A 15,576-nucleotide genomic window follows, 5' to 3' on the forward strand; every position below is an offset into this window, starting at 1 on the left:
ATTGTCCTTAACTTTATGATTCATTATGTTGCATGTCATGCTGAAATACTGTCTGTTGTCCGGGAGTCGAAGAAATGGATGACGAGGTTGTCGATACCCGGAGTTACCGGGTTGCGGTTGATAGTTGAATAAATGATATTTCAAATTCGGTACTTTTTATAAACGGAGGTTATGAATGGAAAGAAGACAGATGTTGGGAACGCTGTTCGGTCTCGGCGGATATGTATTGACAGATTCGACCGTTCAGGCGGCTCAGAAGGGCAAGCCGGTATTCGGTCACACCGATCCCTCGAAGTACACAGGCATTACTGCTGCGCACGGCGGCGCGGGAACGCTTCCTTTCATGGAACTGCTCACCCATGAAACGTTCGACACCAATTTTCTCTTTGTCCACAGAGCGGAACTGCCACCGAAAACCGGTATAGGTGAGCACAACCACCGTCACATGGAAGAGATGTACTTCATCTTCAACGGCACAGCCCAGTTCACCGTAAACGGCCGCACCGCCGAGCTTCCCGGGGGCTGCTGCGTGCTGTGCCCTCTGGGCGGTTCGCATGGCATCTACAATAACTCAGACGAGACCATCCAGTGGCTCAATGTGGCGGTAAGCATGGTCAAAGGGCAAGGGGATGCCGTCGACTATAAGGACGATCTGAGCACGGCAAAGGTTGAATCTCCCCCGCCTTTCCTCTGGGCGCCCATCGACAAGAGGCTGCTCAAACCCGCCGCTCATGCTCATGGGGGTAAAGGTTCAATCCCGTTCAAGCGTCTCTGGTGGAACGATTCGTTCAAAACACCCTGGGAATTCGTGGATCATTGTGTTCTTCCCCCGGATACATCGATCGGGTATCATCAGCATAATGCCATCGAGGAAATATATTATCTCGTTTCGGGTCACGGCAGGATGACGGTGAACGATGTGACATGGGATGTCGGCCCCGGTGATGCGGTACCCTGCACGCTCCATGATTCGCACGGTCTTTACAATAACGGCAGCGAGGATATCCTGCTTATCGTGAATTCCTGTGGTTCGAAGGGTAAGGGAGTTTATGATGTCAACAACTGGGGAGATGACCTGTCTTCCAGATAGGGGTCCAAAGACATAAACAGGGGGAACTGTATGAAACCGTCAAGGATAGTGATTATTGCCGTACTGTGTGCAGGCGCGTATTTTTTTGCATCGGACAGCGCCCGTACCGAGCAGAAGGGTAAACCGGTATACGGCCGCACCGATCCTTCTCAATATGACAATGTACCCGACTGCCACAAGGGAGCGGGAACGATCAGGCTGAAATCGATTCTCAGCCACGAGCTGTTCGAGACGAACTTACTTGCAGTATCGCGGGCTGAAATTCCCCCCAGGTGCAGCATCGGCGAGCACATCCACCGTCACATGGAGGAGATATTCATCATCCTCAACGCGCCCGCCCAGTTTACGGTGAACGGTCGAACCGCGCTTCTGCCTGCCCGCTCGATGGTTGTCTGTCCCAGGGGGTCATCGCATGGTATATACAATCCGACCGATCAGACGCTTCAATGGCTGTATTTTGCGGTGTCCGAGGTTAAAGGCAAGGGTGATGCGATCGACTATGGCGATGACCTGTCAAACGCGCAGATCGAGTCTCCGCCGCCATTCGAATGGACGCTTCTCGACAGGAGTCTCCTCGCGCCCGCCGCCAACGCGCATAAAGGCAAGGGAACGATACTCTTCCGCCGGATGTATAACAAGGATTCGTTCAAGACCAACTGGGAGTTCATCGACCACTGCATTCTCCCGCCGGGGACATCGATCGGCTACCACCAGCACAACATGATCGAGGAAGTCTATTACATCGTTTCCGGCAAAGGACGCGCCACGGTGAACGATGTGACCTGGGATGTCGGCCCCGGCGACGCGATACCCTGCACGCTCCACGATTCACACGGCCTCTACAACAACGGGACGGAAGATATCGAGCTCATCGTGTGTTCGTGCGCGGTGGAGAAGGGGAAACGTGACACGAACAACTGGGGAGATGACCTCAGTAACCGTTAGGAGGGCTGTGAAAAAGTATATTTATCACGAGCCCCATGACGAAATGTGTTGTTTCGGTGCTGTCAAGGGCATGTAAATCGGCACTTTGTGCCGACCCTTGACAGCTTATATCCACACTTTCAGACATTATCACAAGACTTTTAGCATTCAATTCCGGAACGGTTATCGGGCTGTCATGACTTTCAATCCCTCAACAAGCGGGGGATATTCGGTCGGTTTTTTATTATCGCTTCCCCATGTTGTGAACAGGTGGCCGAGCATCTTTGAGTTGTTCTGCTCGATGCTATATTGAATGAGCTTCTGCGAGGCATCGACCTTGTTCCAGCTTGCCGGGAGAACCCGGAAGCCTTTAATCAGGAATTCCTGTATCGAAGGGTATGAATCCCGTGCTTCATAATGCCACGGGCACAGGATGATATCTTTGGGAACCATATTGAGGGCGGGAGCCGTCCCGTTCTCGGATGCTTCCCATTTACCGAAATTGTACTTGGTGCCGTCGATGAAGCGGTCGGCCCACATGAGCATTTCCACTCCGCGCTGTTTTACCAGAAAGTTATGGTAATCGTTCACTGCCTTGGCGAAGAGTTTCGCCGGGTCTTTCCCTTTTGTCGAAGGTGACTTGTCGGAACCTATCAGAAAAATCTCATCCATTCCGACATGAAGCGCATCGGCTCCGAAAGCATCGATTATCTCGCCCATGAGGCTGAAAATAATGGGATTGAGGTCGGGATTGGTCATGTCCCATTCACGGCAGTACAGGCCCTCGTTGTTCGGGAACGCGCCCGGAGTGAGGTCGAACTGCGGGTACTTGATCAGGAGCGGGAACGTGGTTTTTGTCCATGACTGGTGCCCGAGGCACTGAAACTGGGGTATGAGACGTATATTGTATTGTCTGCAGAGCGCGGCAAACTTTCCCGCACCTTCTTTGGTGATGACGCTGCCGGGCATTCTCAGTTCCGGGTGTTTTTCAAAAGCGAAGTGATAATCCACCTCGAGAACCAGGACATTGAGCCCCATTTCCGCGAGCGCCGGAATACTGTTTCCAAGCGCTTCGAGGTCAGCGTCCGTGTTGTAGTTCAACAGATGCAGCGCCCGCCATGTTTCACCCTTTTGGGGGCCGACAGTGGTTTTATGCATGGATGCACACCCTGCGATAAATCCGCAGAGAGCAATCGCGCAGAGAACTTTTAACAGTTTCATTCGGAGCCTCCCTCAATTTGTCCGGTTCATACCGATTCGCACGTCAATTCCCCTTTAAACAGAGTGAAAATCCAGTATAGTGGAAAAAAAGCTGTCAAAAGCCGGAACATAATGCCTGTTTATATGCTTTTGAAAGTAGTCATGCCATATACTTCCCCCCGGTTATTGTTTCGGGGATCGTATTTTTTCCTTTTAAAAGCTGACTGGTAATGGTACTGAAAGAGAATGTTTTTATGGATTTCTTTTTATGTTTTGTATATTTTCAATATAATATACCAGAATATACTGCCGTAAAGGACAAGGAAAATGATATGGGCATGCTGTTTTATGAAAAATACATTTTCTGAATACGTCTTATTCACACAAAGAAACATTTAACAAAAATAACACTTTTTAAAAAAGGATAAGCACTATGGATATGACTCCCGTTTTCTCAAACGATGGACTCGTACGGAAGCTTAAAAGCGACAAGCTCAATGTGCTTGAATACGAGAACCGTGACCTCCTCGGGCGATCCGCCGCCGCTGCTGTTTCCGATCTCATGCGACGTGTCATCGGTGAGAAGGGACGGGTTCGAATGGTATTCGCATCGGCGATGTCACAGACGGATTTCCTGAAACATCTCAGCGAAACGCCCGATCTCGACTGGACGAAGGTGTATGCGTTTCATCTCGACGATTACCTGGATTTTCCCTCCGACCACGAGCAGTCTTTCAGCCGTTTTCTTGTCGACAGGCTCTTCAGCAAGGTCAAGGGCGCGAATTTTTTTCCCGTCAACAGCGAGTCGAAGGATCCCGAGAAAGAGTGCAAACGATACACGGCGCTCCTGAACGAAGCCCCCATCGACATCATGATACTCGGAATCGGCGAGAGCGGGCATCTTGCCTTTATCGACCCGCCGTACTGCAATTTCAGCGATCCCGAAACATTCAAGACAACCGAGCTCGATGAACAGAGCAGGCAGCAGATGATTCATGACGGCTGTTTCAATTCTATCGGCGAGGTGCCTAAAAGAGCCTATACCATGACCGTGCCCGCCTGCCTGAGCGGGCTCTTTACCATCATCATCGTCCCGACCGAACTCAAGGCAAAAACCATCAAAGCGGTTGTGGAAGGTCCGATAACGACTGAGGTTCCGGCGTCCATTCTCCAGAAGAAGGGTAACGCCTGGCTCCTCATCGACAAGGATTCGGGGAGTCTGCTTAAGAAGTAAAAATTATTCCGCGGATGAACACTGACAGACATGGATAATAAATGAAACGTTCTCAATACATTACGTGTTCATCCGCGGATTAACCTCCCGCGCGTGTTCAACGGGATGCAGTGGCGTTTTTTGTAAGATTTACATACCGTGAGAGTGTTCTCATATTCCGGATAAATGTCCGGGTTCGTATCCAGCCGTTTTTCATAACGGGACCGGTAAACTCGTAGTCGTTCTTATAACAGAATCGCGCCGAGTACATTCTGCCGTCCTCGGTCCATCGACCCTGTTCATCGAGGGCGTCTATTATTTTTCTGATATTACCCTCCATTGCCTGCGCCTGTTTCAGCGCCTGCTCTCCCGTGGGCAGCGACGGTGCATCGGGCGGTTTCTCCCAGACAGCCGAGGCCAGCTTTCCATACCGCTCGCGCTCCCGTTTTGTCGAAAAATTCTTACTGACGAAACCATATCCGCCCATCGCTTTCGAGAGATCGTAGGTTATCTTTATGGAGTCATATGACCCCGAATCTCCCTCGTACATTGCCGCCAAAGGTTTGTTTGTCCCTTCTTCAATGAATGTGCCGATGCTTCCATCCGGCATTATTGCGCTGTCGAGCCAGTCGAGAGCTTTCGGTATCGGTTCGAGATAGCGGCGGTCACCGGTTATTTCATAGGTGTCCATGAGCATGTTTACGTTAGCGGTTGTTGCCGAAGGGGTGAGCGAGGGTGGCTCGAGAATCCGTCCCCATGCAAGCTTCAGGTCATGGGTGTACTGAAGTCCCCAACCGTACTGGGGGCCTGCATGCTGGCTGACAATAATGAAATCGGCACCGTGCATGGCGGCTTCGAGGTATTTCTTGTTTGCGAGAATCTTGTAGGCATTGAGCAGAAGATCGATATTGTTCTGAATGACATCGTCGTTGAATGTGTAATACGTGTCATAGCCGGTTCCGATGAAGGGATATCGCTGTGACCATCCGCCGAGAGGCAGCTGCGCCTCCAGGACAAAATTGAGAGCCTTTTCAAGCGGTCCGAGATAGACCGGGTCCGATGTTATGTCATAAAGCCTGAGGAGAAGCATTGTCGGGCCTGAGGTAACAGCGTCGTCGAATGTGGCGTTCCCGTCGAAATGAGAAAATTCGTTGAAATCGGGATGATTCCCTTCATGTTTGTACCAGTCGTCGATACTGCCCGCTTTAAAATCGATGAGATAGTTCCAGCCGCCGCAATCGAGCTGACCACGAATGAGTGCACGCGCTGCGGCATCAGCGGCTTCGAGGTAGAACATATCGCCTGTCGCCTCGTACGCGTCGAGATATATCTGGCCGACTCCGGGTGTCGCAGGGTCCTGAACCCATATCTGGCTCTCACGGGCGGGCATTTCACCGTAACGGTATTTCATGTCCACCGTGTATTCGAAGAGATAACCGCCTTTTGTCGATACCTTCCCGTAGTAGAACTGCGCTGCTTTTTTCATAGCTTCGACTGCCTGCTTTTCCAGAGTCGCCTGAGCCGATGCGTGCATGGGGAACGAACAGAGACAGAGACCGAGCACAGCCACGCACAATACTGCTGATACTCCCGTTTTCATTGCTTCTCTCCTTTCCCGATAAAGATCAGAAATGTGGTAAAAAAAAATTTGTTATGCTTAGAAAAAGCTGTCAAGGGTCGGCACGGAGTGCCGATTTATACGCCCTTGACAGCAACAAAAATAATATATTTCGTCATCGGGTGAGTGAAAAAGGGACTTTTTCATCACCCTCTCAGTATGTCCGCTGCTGTTCAAATTCGTCGATCATGGTCATAAAATTATCGTACTTTGTTCCCACCGCGATGGAATGGGATGAGCCGAAAATGTATCTCCCTCCCGGCTTGAACTGTTTCATGGCTCGGGTGACTCCCTGCCTGATATCTTCGGGTGTTCCCGAGACGAGAATTTCAACATCGAGACCACCCCAGGGAACCAGTTTTTCGCTGTACCGTTCCTTGATCGCGCGAAGGTCCATACCCGCTGTACGCTGGATCGACTGGTAGGCATCGTAACCCGCCTCGACAAACATGTCGAGGAGTTTGTTGTTGTTCCCGCAGGCATGTTTGAAGACCGGGAGGTGAAAATTCTCGTGGATGTTATTTACCCGCTCCTTCACTGCGGGAAGGGCGAATTCGCGAAACATCTCCGGCGAAATGAACGGTCCCTGTGTGCTCGCGAAATCCTGATGACCGAAAAAAACCCCATCCTGTCCGGGACGTATATACTGGTAGTCCTTCATATTATTGAGGGCAACTTCGTACCGGTACGCCGCCCGTATCGTTTCCGGATGGTCGTAGTATTCCATGAGGCTGTATGCGAATCCGCCGCCGCCCTGATCGAAATCACCATCGAGGAGCACGATGCCCACCTCATGACCGCAGGGGCCGATCATGTACCTGCTGCCGCCGAATTTTCCGATCAATGCGTCTACCACCTCGAAACAGCTTTCATCGAGGGGCTCGACGACAGGCTCATGTGCGAAATCGGCGGGCGTGTGGCGTTTTTCCCCGACATGGGGATCGTATACGACGGTGAGGTCGGCGGTCAGGTCAGAATACTTGATCACGGTGCCGTCACGGTACTCCCATGTATTATCGTCGATTTTTGCCGGTTTTTCGCAGGTGAAGCCTTTCGGGGGCGCGATTCCACTCGCCATCGCCGAAACGTTGATAATGTCGAAACAGTCCATTTTCTTGTAGAACTCGATGCCGTCTTCTTTCCAGCTCTGGACGACCTCGTCACGGCGTCCGTTCCAGAATGCCATCTGCGACTTCGCTTTGGCGCGGTAATACGTTTCATGGCCGATGATTTTCCCGACCGTATCGAAATCTACGGCAAACTCACCCCATGGAACCTTGTCGGGGATTTCTCCTTTCATTACAGCCCTGACACGTTCTTTTGAATTCATTTCGCTCACGCTTTTTGAAAGATTTATCCTTTGATTTAAAACGAATGATTAAAATATTTACCACCAAGACACAAAGACACCAAGTTTTAAAATAGACATAATAGATTAATTATACTATATTTAATGGTAACATTTAAAAATACATAAAAATAAATCTGCGTATATCCGCACAATCCGCGTAAATCCGTGTTCTATTCAATATCATTTCGGTTTCGGCGCATACAGTTCTTTGTAATGGTACATGACCTCAATACACGAAGGCTTTCCTTTGAGCCCCAGTTTGTTCCTGATGCGCATTTCAAGTGTGTTGAGCGCGCTGGGTTTCAATTTCCAGGTGAATCTGTCCGGGCTGTCTTTCCACCCTGCGCCGTCGATATTGATCTCATAACTGTCGAAATTCGGTGTAAACGTAACCATGGTGACGGCAATCTCGCCCTCGTTTTTCGAATACACCGCATCGCAGGTGACGGTGTTGAGAGTCGGATAGAAATCGACTTCCCTGTCGGAATGGAGCGCATACTGTAACTGACGGGGCGTCGCATCGTCATACCAGTTGAGAAAACCATCCCACGGCCAGTAATCAACTCCCTGGGTCAATGGACGGGGATAAGGCTGCGAAAACCAGTTATTTCTCAGCATAATCCGTACGAGTCCCGCCAGACGGTGCTGTGGAGGGTAATCGGGTTTTGACGGATCGTTGATCCATCCCGTAAAGGTCGAAAAATCGAGAGGAGCAGGGACGCCCGGAGTTTTCCCCGGTCTGGGTAAATTCGCCCATGGATCGACAGCCTTCCAGTTGATGGGATTTTCTGCTGTTATGCCGTTTTCCATGAGGAAGTACCGGTGTTGTTCCAGGCAGTTTACCGGCATGCCGGTCGATGTTTCATATTCATACGAATCGAAAATGCTTTCCGGATCGACAAGAACCCACTTTCCGAGTTCGTCCACATACACCTCGGCGATATCGTGTTCGATCATCATAACATAACGGGCCTGAAATCCCAAAGACAGGAGAGACTGGATGAAAACCTGTGTGAACTGAACGCACATCCCGCCATATCCTGTTCTGTCACGGCGGTCGAGGATTTCGAGCGCATTCCATTCCGGATAATCATTATCCGGCATTTTATGGAACCACTGCCCGGAAATATGGTGTCGCACAAGGTTGATTTTTTCCCAGTCGCCGGATGCGTCTTTTACAAGACGGTCCAGACCGAGACGGTCTCTCAGGCGTTGCAAATTCGGCTCATCCCACGTTTCATACCGAAATTTGTACGAGCTGTACCGCTGGGCGGTGTTATCATACTTGAAAACATAATAGTTGTTCTGCGGAGGAGTGAAGGCCACGGTGCGATGCAGTCTGACTCCTTGAACGACCGGTGTCTTCAGCGGGTTTTTCGTTGTCAGGACAGCCCGCCACTGGAGATACCGGTTTTTCCCGGGGTCTACATGCACCGACAGCACTTCACCCGCGCCCACCGTCCTGAAGGGACCCCATGCATCCTGTGTCATGTCGGGTGTATCCGCATAACGGACCTGCCATTCAATCGCAGTGCCTTCCGGTGTTTCTCCCATGAACAGGAGTGTCAGATCGGAAACACTGCATGCCGGTTTAATTTTCGTGTATCCGGTGATGCCGTCCCACAAATCGACGGGAGGAGAAAGCAACTGACCTTCGGGCTTGAACCGCTTCACCTGTAACCGTATGGTATATTCTCCGATGACATCATTGGCAGTCCCAAGTTTTTTCGTGATCCATGTTGCGCCGTTATCGAGGGATTTCGATGAATAGTCGCCTACGGCAAATTTCTGGATTTTTACGCTTTTCCCCTCGTCACTCACATCCACCTGATTTGCGCAGAGCAGGGCTGTATTCCCATCGTAAAGATATGCGCCTCCTCCTTTTTCGTATTCATCCGCCCGCGCCAGCATGAGATCGTATCCTTTTCCCCGGGGAGCATCGCATCCGACGATGATGGTGTTGTCGCCTTTCTGCAGCGTTTCGGGAGGAATCGGCACCCAAAGCCACCGTGGCTCATGCCATGAAAGGGGCGGTCCTTCGATACGCTTCCCGTTCACAATGATAAAAAACGGTTTCTGGGCTTTATTGTCTTTGTTCTTCGCTTCCATGTACAGAATGATATGGGCCTCAAACGCCGAAGGATCGTCCAGATGAATAATTTTACGTGCAAAAACGTTTTTGAACAGTTCCTCTCGCGAAGTGCCCTTTTCGCTTGTTCCCGCACCGGGAGCGTCGTTTTCGAAAAGAATCATGTCATTGAGCATGATCCCTTCGTTGCGCGGAGCTTTCATAACGTCACAGGTAAAGCCTGTTTCATACGCGGTCAAACCGTCAATGTCTGTGGAAAGTGACACCGATAAGGTTTCGCTATTTGCCGGTACGACAAATACAAGTATGAGAAGTACCATGAAAATGACACCGCTTAACGTACGTATTCGAAATGAACCGTTCACGGCGATACACCTTCTTCCTTTAAAAATTCCGATAGTTGAAATGGATGAGAATTTATTCGGGAGTTTCTGGATGTCATTCCTTATATAATAAAAGAAATAATACAGAAAGTACTTTTTTTTAAGAACATGGTACTGACTCTGATATAAAACTCCACTTGTAAATGATGGAGGATTGTTATTTCAGTCAGTACAGTTCTATCGAATCTTATGAACAGATCGAGCGCAATCCATTGAAATAACGAATCTTTTTGCCATAAAAAAAAGGCCCGATTGTTGAAATCGGGCCTCGTGCTTCACTTCGAAAAGGGGGAAGAAAAATGAAGCTATTTGAGCAGCGTCATCTTCATGGTTTTTGAGAATTGACCGGACCGGACTGTATAGAAATACACACCGGCGGAGACTCCGGACGCATCCCAGGTAACTGAGTGGCTGCCGGCACTCATGAATTTGTCTGCAATTGTTGCGACCTGCTGTCCTGCTATATTGAAGACATCAATTGTGACATTACCGGCCTGAGCGGTATTGAAATTGATTGTCGTGGATGGATTGAACGGATTGGGGACGTTCTGGGCTACGGTAAAGGCCGCGGGAACAGCTTCTTCAACAGCGACCTGGCTGGTTATAATACCTTTAATGGAGTCATGACCGACATAGAAGAAGCCGCTCTTGTCTGTTTCAGAGGAATTGTTATCGGTATAAATACCATCATAGGGTGAATTGTAATCCACATAATGGTTGCCGTATTTCAAGGCTGCTGTTTCTCCGGCATATGCAAAATAGCCGATACCCGTCCCATCGGGAGCGAAAAGACCAAAAGAAACGGCGCCGAGGTCATAACTCGGGAAGATAGAGAATCCATTTGCATCCAGAGTGATATTATACTTGTACGGGGCTACATTATAGTCAAAGCAAACCCAGGGCAGATTGGCATCTTCATTGAAATTGTGGTCACCGACATAGTCGCCATTCTGGTTAACCCATAATGTCAGGTCGTTTATTTCACCGCCGGCTTCACCGTTTCTGTAAGGATCGATCGCTTGATTCATGCAGTTTGTATGAGCGCCCATTGCGAGCATGCCGTTGGGCCCAAGACCGAAATAGAGAGGACCGCCGCATGACTGAGCTCCGGCTTCACCGTCATCAACTCTGACCCACCAGTCAGACATGTCCACCCTGGTGGTTTCCGTACCATCCGTCATGTCACAGTAAACAAGCTCCGATACATTAGCCGCATTGAAAACCGAGTTTACCGAAAGAATATCATTGTGACCCTCAATTATGACGAGATCGTTGTGATATTCCGTGCAGAATACTGGCTCGGCATAGGTGAAATAACCGTTATCGCCCCAGGCAGTCTGGATTTCCGAGTCGCCGTTGGGAACCCATTTATATTTTCCGATTTCAACGACCCCGGAAGGGCGCTGTGAACTCTTGAACCAGTAATCATGATCGCTCGGAAGGAATGCTATGGTACCTTTGTCTCCAAACGCCATGACTGCGGTTGTCTCCATGAGGGCTGCGTCATCAGGATCACCGCCGATCATCCATTTATAATGAGTTCTTTTATCCCGTGTGTCGTTTCCTTTATGACTGGTTCCACCGGTTACGATAAGCGGATTCGACAGCGGATTATTTTTTTCATCCATGGTTACGATGATTGCATTCGGACGTTTGAAACTCAGGCTTCTGGATACCGCTATTTTACTGGTCAGGTTATCATAGGCCCACATGTAATACGTGTATTCGCTCCGAGGGACCGCTTTACCATCGGTATTCTTTCCGTCCCATGAAACGATGTTTGATCCGACATCCATGATTTTCGGCTGTGAAACAAATATACAGGTATCGATTTTATTGACATAATGCCAGCCGAGATGACCGTTTCGTACGGGTTTTATCGATTCTGCCTGTCCTTTGGAGAATACAAGGAAAATGAGATTTGCCGGTCTGCCTGAAATCTGAATGGGTATATCGAGCTTCGAACCGTCAAAATCATATTTAACTGTCTGAGCCGCAGACAGTTTTAAAAGAGTCGGGCTGAAATTTGCAGCAAAGGCCACAGTTGTCATGACCGTACATGCAAGAACTACTGCAATAAACTTTTTCATTTCTTTTCTCCCTTTAATAATCATATAATTGAACTTATTCCTTTTCCCTTTGAATAGATGTGTTCGATGCGCACGGCGCTGACACAGAAAAAAAGGTCTGCTTCAGATAAATTTTCTTTTTGGAATCACCCCCTCCATTGTCTGGAAATAATTACGTTTACTATATTTAAAAGGAAATCTGAATAATAAGGATATATTGAGAATCAGGTAATACAGTGTTCCGTAAACATTAATCAATATTGTATAATCCGGAATTATCATCGTTTCAGAATATCGCATAACATCGACAGGTTTCCACTACTGTCTATATTAATATGTGCTCAAACCTTTTTTGTCAACATTTTTTTTATCTTTATGTGTTAAATTACGTAATATTTGTATTATTACTTGATATTTCAGGAATTATTTTATAAATTATACCATTATAATGGAATTATTTATTATTGTATTTTTTTATTATTGAAAAAATGATAGTTAGGTCTTAAAAAAAGGATTGATCAAATGATTGACAAAATCGATTTGCAAATCATGAATGTTCTTGGGTATGATGGACGTATAGCAAATGTTGACCTTGCACAAAAACTCGGGATACCCAACTCGACAGTATGGCAGAGAATCAAACGATTGAATGAGATAGGTATTATAAATTTCTCTTGTGAGGTGGATACACAGAAATTCCAGGAAGTCATCGTTGTTTTTTCGGGTATTTCCATCAATGCCAATCGTGAGGAAATCCTGAACGAACTCGATAAGCTTCCAAATACATTGTTTGCTGTAGGCATTACCGGGAGATATGATTTTCTGGTAGGGTTTGCAGCGCGATCAACATTCGAGATAAACACTGTCCTTGGCAGGATCAATAAAATTGAGGGCGTGGTGCATACTGAGTCTTTTATTGTTCTTGAAAACCATGGTCTGTTAGTAAGGTCCGACAAATTCAGTCAGATTGTTCAAGCTTCCGGGACACAAAACACCGATAATAATGAAAAAGTGAAAAAATAATACGACTTCACACCGATAATTGGTTTCCGTAAATGATTATACGCTGCACTCCAATAAATCCCCCCCGTGCTGTTTAAATTCAGACCGATATCACCATTTCATCAACAATGCTCGGGAATGAGGCTGCATCCCATGTCTTCTCGTGCGTTTCTCCGGATAGAGTGCTGTCCTAGATCGTCGCTGCCTTCGTACAGGCACTATAATAGACAACGAGCTGGGCGCTGCATCCGTCGGGGAACGTATAAGTGTGTTAATATAAGGAGGGGCATGACAGAGAAAGCTAAGTCGCTACTTTCCCGTCCTTTTCAATTCCTCGAATTTGAACAGGCTGTCATTGTCGGCGTGTTTCATCACGAACGCCTGTAACTGATCGGTCGGCGCGGTGAGAAGCACCATATCGGATTCGTCCTGACGGGTGACATATTGAAGACCGATATCCGTTCCGTTTTTTATCCGCTCCTGAAACCATTCAAGTTCCATAAACGCCAGTTTCAAGGTGTTATCCTCTATCGACACCTTGATAAACGAATGGGTTGGAATTGTATGCAGATAGTAATATAAGTTTACATTTTCCGGCTCAGCGGGGAACATATCAATAAACAGCCATCCGCCGAGTCTTATGAGTTTCACTTCGAATTTTCCCGATGTCTCCTTGTCGAAAATGAACAGGGTATAGGCGTTTTTACCTTCCTTTTCAAACATCCATGTCTCTTTATCACTATCGGAACGCCACGATCCGACTAGAGATTCTTCGTACACAATATCCTTGTCGGTATAGAGCGGATTGAGCGATGTCACAAGGCAACCGCCGGAAAAGAAAGCCAGTGCAAGAACAGCAATCGCCAAAAATGCTTTTTGTCTTCTCATAGTCATGCTCCGTCGTTAAAATAAGGTTTAAATTTTCTGATAAGGATATTCGATATATTTTGGCGTTCAAGTGTTGTCGAATCCGGCATGCGATAGATGGCGATATATAAATTGTCTTCGCTGTCGATATGGGTCAGCAGGCAATTCCTGACAACCGGCGTCCAGGTGAAGCCTCTGTATGAGAGCCTGCCCGCCTCACCGAGATAGTCGATGATATACCTGTCCGGGTGTGTGTCAGGGTCGGGTTTGTGAAGGACAGCGAAAATTCCGGGATCAGGTGATTGAGTCCATTCGTTGAGTCTGAATGGGCCTTCGATCGAATAATCGGCGATAATCCTCGATGTAAGATCAATCTCCGCAAGATTTCGTTCCGCCTCACGAAGGATTTCTTCTCGCTTCACCGAAAGACGATGTTCTTTCAATGCTTCCCTTGCAGGAAGGAAAACAGCCGCTGTCAGCACCGCCGCAGCGCCGACCGAAACCGCCGTCCGCATCCAGCGCGGATAACGCCTGAGGATTGCTGTTTGTTTTTCGACTTTCTCCTGCCCGCGCTCCAAAGCCCCGATAATTCCGGCCGAAAAGTCACCGGATAACGGAGGAGGAACATCAGCCCCGAAAGCATCATGAACCAGCGTCAGCGTTCTCCCAATTTGCGCCAGTTTCTGGGCACAGTTCCGACATTGATCGATATGAGCCATCAGCTCCGTCACATCATCCGGGGGAAGGTCTCCGCCCGCGTGCAGGGCCGCCATGCGGCGCGCCTCCGTACATTTCATATATGTCCTCCCGGTTGTTTTACAGTGTTAAAATAATTCGGATAACGTTTCAATAGTTCCCGTTTCATTCGTTCGCGCGCCTTTGCCAGATGAACGCGAATAGTCGACTGGTTGAGGTTGAGGAGACTCGCAATCTCCTCTGTGGAAAAGCCCTCGATGTCCCTGAGGACAAACACCTCACGCTGTTTCGGAGTAAGCATCCGGACGACGATCCTTACGATAGCGGCCATTTCAGCGTTCTCCGAGGCCGTATCAGGTAAAATCGTTCCGGCGGTGATTTCTCCACCCACGCCTTCAAGTGATACCACGGCATAACGTTTTTTAACACGATGAAAATCGAGCGCAAGATTTACTGTCGTCCGGTAAAGCCATCCCTGAAACGACTGTGTATCGTCGATTATTGCAAGCGACTGGTGAATCCGTATAAACGTTTCCTGGGCAATGTCGCGTGCATCCTCTGCGTTACCGGTCATTCGGTAGGCAATCGAGTGTACGCGTCGGGAACAGCGGTCCACAAGAAGCCTGAACGCCGTCATATCGCCATCACGCGCTCCGGAAAGAAGCTCAGTCATTTCGTTATCCAACCGGTATCTCCCGCTTGCGAGGAACATCGAACTCTTTGCTGATCTCGCTCAGCTTTCATATAAGTAATACGGGAATGAAATGAAAAGCGCTTAGTTTTTTCTGTGGAAGTATTGAAAAATCTAATCCGGTTATCCAGTTTGGTAAGCATAGAACAAGGAAACCACGGACACGTAAAAAATACGCCCTCATCCTTTGAATTCTCTCTCCCTGAAGGGAGAGGAGGTCAGTGGGTGATGAAACACAATATGAACTGTCCGGTTAAACTACTGAGTACCTTTTATTTGCAGTAGAATATGATAGTTGCCACTCTTAACCATGGAAACTCACCCCGCGCATAACACCTTGATAAAATAGATGTTAGCGGGCGCTTCCCCTCTCTTGTGGCAAG

General features: G+C 48.4%; 12 protein-coding genes. 4 read left to right on the top strand and 8 right to left on the bottom strand.

The annotated features are described in order from the left end of the window. The first annotated feature begins 175 nt into the window (after window positions 1-175). Both LLG96_00505 and LLG96_00510 read left to right on the top strand, forming a co-directional pair. Window positions 176-1,090 (top strand): cupin domain-containing protein, encoded by a 915-nt coding sequence (locus LLG96_00505; protein ID MCE5248677.1) that lies wholly within the window; start codon window positions 176-178, stop codon window positions 1,088-1,090. Between the two features lie 30 nt (window positions 1,091-1,120). Then, window positions 1,121-2,035: a cupin domain-containing protein gene (locus LLG96_00510; GenBank protein MCE5248678.1), complete on the top strand. Its 915-nt coding sequence runs from the start codon at window positions 1,121-1,123 to the stop codon at window positions 2,033-2,035. Between the two features lie 162 nt (window positions 2,036-2,197). Here LLG96_00510 and LLG96_00515 read toward each other — a convergent pair whose 3' ends face one another. Continuing rightward, window positions 2,198-3,235, bottom strand: coding sequence for a family 20 glycosylhydrolase (locus LLG96_00515; GenBank protein ID MCE5248679.1), 1,038 nt, complete (start codon window positions 3,233-3,235; stop codon window positions 2,198-2,200). Window positions 3,236-3,647: 412 nt separating this feature from the next. On the opposite strand from LLG96_00515, the gene LLG96_00520 reads away from it, so the two are divergent. Further along, window positions 3,648-4,448: a 6-phosphogluconolactonase gene (locus tag LLG96_00520; GenBank protein ID MCE5248680.1), complete on the top strand. Its 801-nt coding sequence runs from the start codon at window positions 3,648-3,650 to the stop codon at window positions 4,446-4,448. A 97-nt stretch (window positions 4,449-4,545) separates the two neighbouring features. Here LLG96_00520 and LLG96_00525 read toward each other — a convergent pair whose 3' ends face one another. From LLG96_00525 to LLG96_00540, 4 genes are all read right to left on the bottom strand, one after another. Further along, a complete protein-coding gene (locus tag LLG96_00525) occupies window positions 4,546-6,027 on the bottom strand; it encodes a pectate lyase (GenBank protein ID MCE5248681.1) in 1,482 nt (493 codons plus the stop codon). 172 nt (window positions 6,028-6,199) lie between these two features. Then, window positions 6,200-7,375, bottom strand: a complete 1,176-nt coding sequence (locus LLG96_00530) for a uroporphyrinogen decarboxylase family protein (GenBank protein MCE5248682.1) — start codon at window positions 7,373-7,375, stop codon at window positions 6,200-6,202. Window positions 7,376-7,576: 201 nt separating this feature from the next. Then, window positions 7,577-9,805 carry a transglutaminase-like domain-containing protein gene (locus LLG96_00535; protein ID MCE5248683.1) on the bottom strand — a complete coding sequence of 743 codons (2,229 nt, stop codon included), beginning with the start codon at window positions 9,803-9,805 and terminating at the stop codon, window positions 7,577-7,579. A gap of 368 nt (window positions 9,806-10,173) precedes the next feature. After that, complete coding sequence (locus tag LLG96_00540) at window positions 10,174-11,958, bottom strand: T9SS type A sorting domain-containing protein (GenBank protein ID MCE5248684.1); 1,785 nt, start codon at window positions 11,956-11,958, stop codon at window positions 10,174-10,176. A 501-nt stretch (window positions 11,959-12,459) separates the two neighbouring features. Between LLG96_00540 and LLG96_00545 the strand changes: the two genes are divergently transcribed. Next, window positions 12,460-12,960, top strand: coding sequence for an Lrp/AsnC family transcriptional regulator (locus LLG96_00545; protein ID MCE5248685.1), 501 nt, complete (start codon window positions 12,460-12,462; stop codon window positions 12,958-12,960). 288 nt (window positions 12,961-13,248) lie between these two features. Here the strand turns inward: LLG96_00545 and LLG96_00550 are convergent, their stop codons facing one another. The 3 genes from LLG96_00550 to LLG96_00560 are packed head-to-tail and all read right to left on the bottom strand — an operon-like array spanning window position 13,249 to window position 15,187. Beyond that, complete coding sequence (locus LLG96_00550) at window positions 13,249-13,827, bottom strand: hypothetical protein (GenBank protein ID MCE5248686.1); 579 nt, start codon at window positions 13,825-13,827, stop codon at window positions 13,249-13,251. A gap of 2 nt (window positions 13,828-13,829) precedes the next feature. Then, window positions 13,830-14,603: a zf-HC2 domain-containing protein gene (locus LLG96_00555; GenBank protein MCE5248687.1), complete on the bottom strand. Its 774-nt coding sequence runs from the start codon at window positions 14,601-14,603 to the stop codon at window positions 13,830-13,832. Further along, window positions 14,600-15,187, bottom strand: a complete 588-nt coding sequence (locus LLG96_00560) for an RNA polymerase sigma factor (GenBank protein ID MCE5248688.1) — start codon at window positions 15,185-15,187, stop codon at window positions 14,600-14,602. Before LLG96_00560 ends, LLG96_00555 begins: the two co-directional genes overlap by 4 nt. Between the last annotated feature and the right edge of the window lie 389 nt (window positions 15,188-15,576).

It is taken from the genome of bacterium, from assembly GCA_021372535.1.
In the GTDB taxonomy this organism is placed as follows: domain Bacteria; phylum Latescibacterota; class Latescibacteria; order Latescibacterales; family Latescibacteraceae; genus JAFGMP01.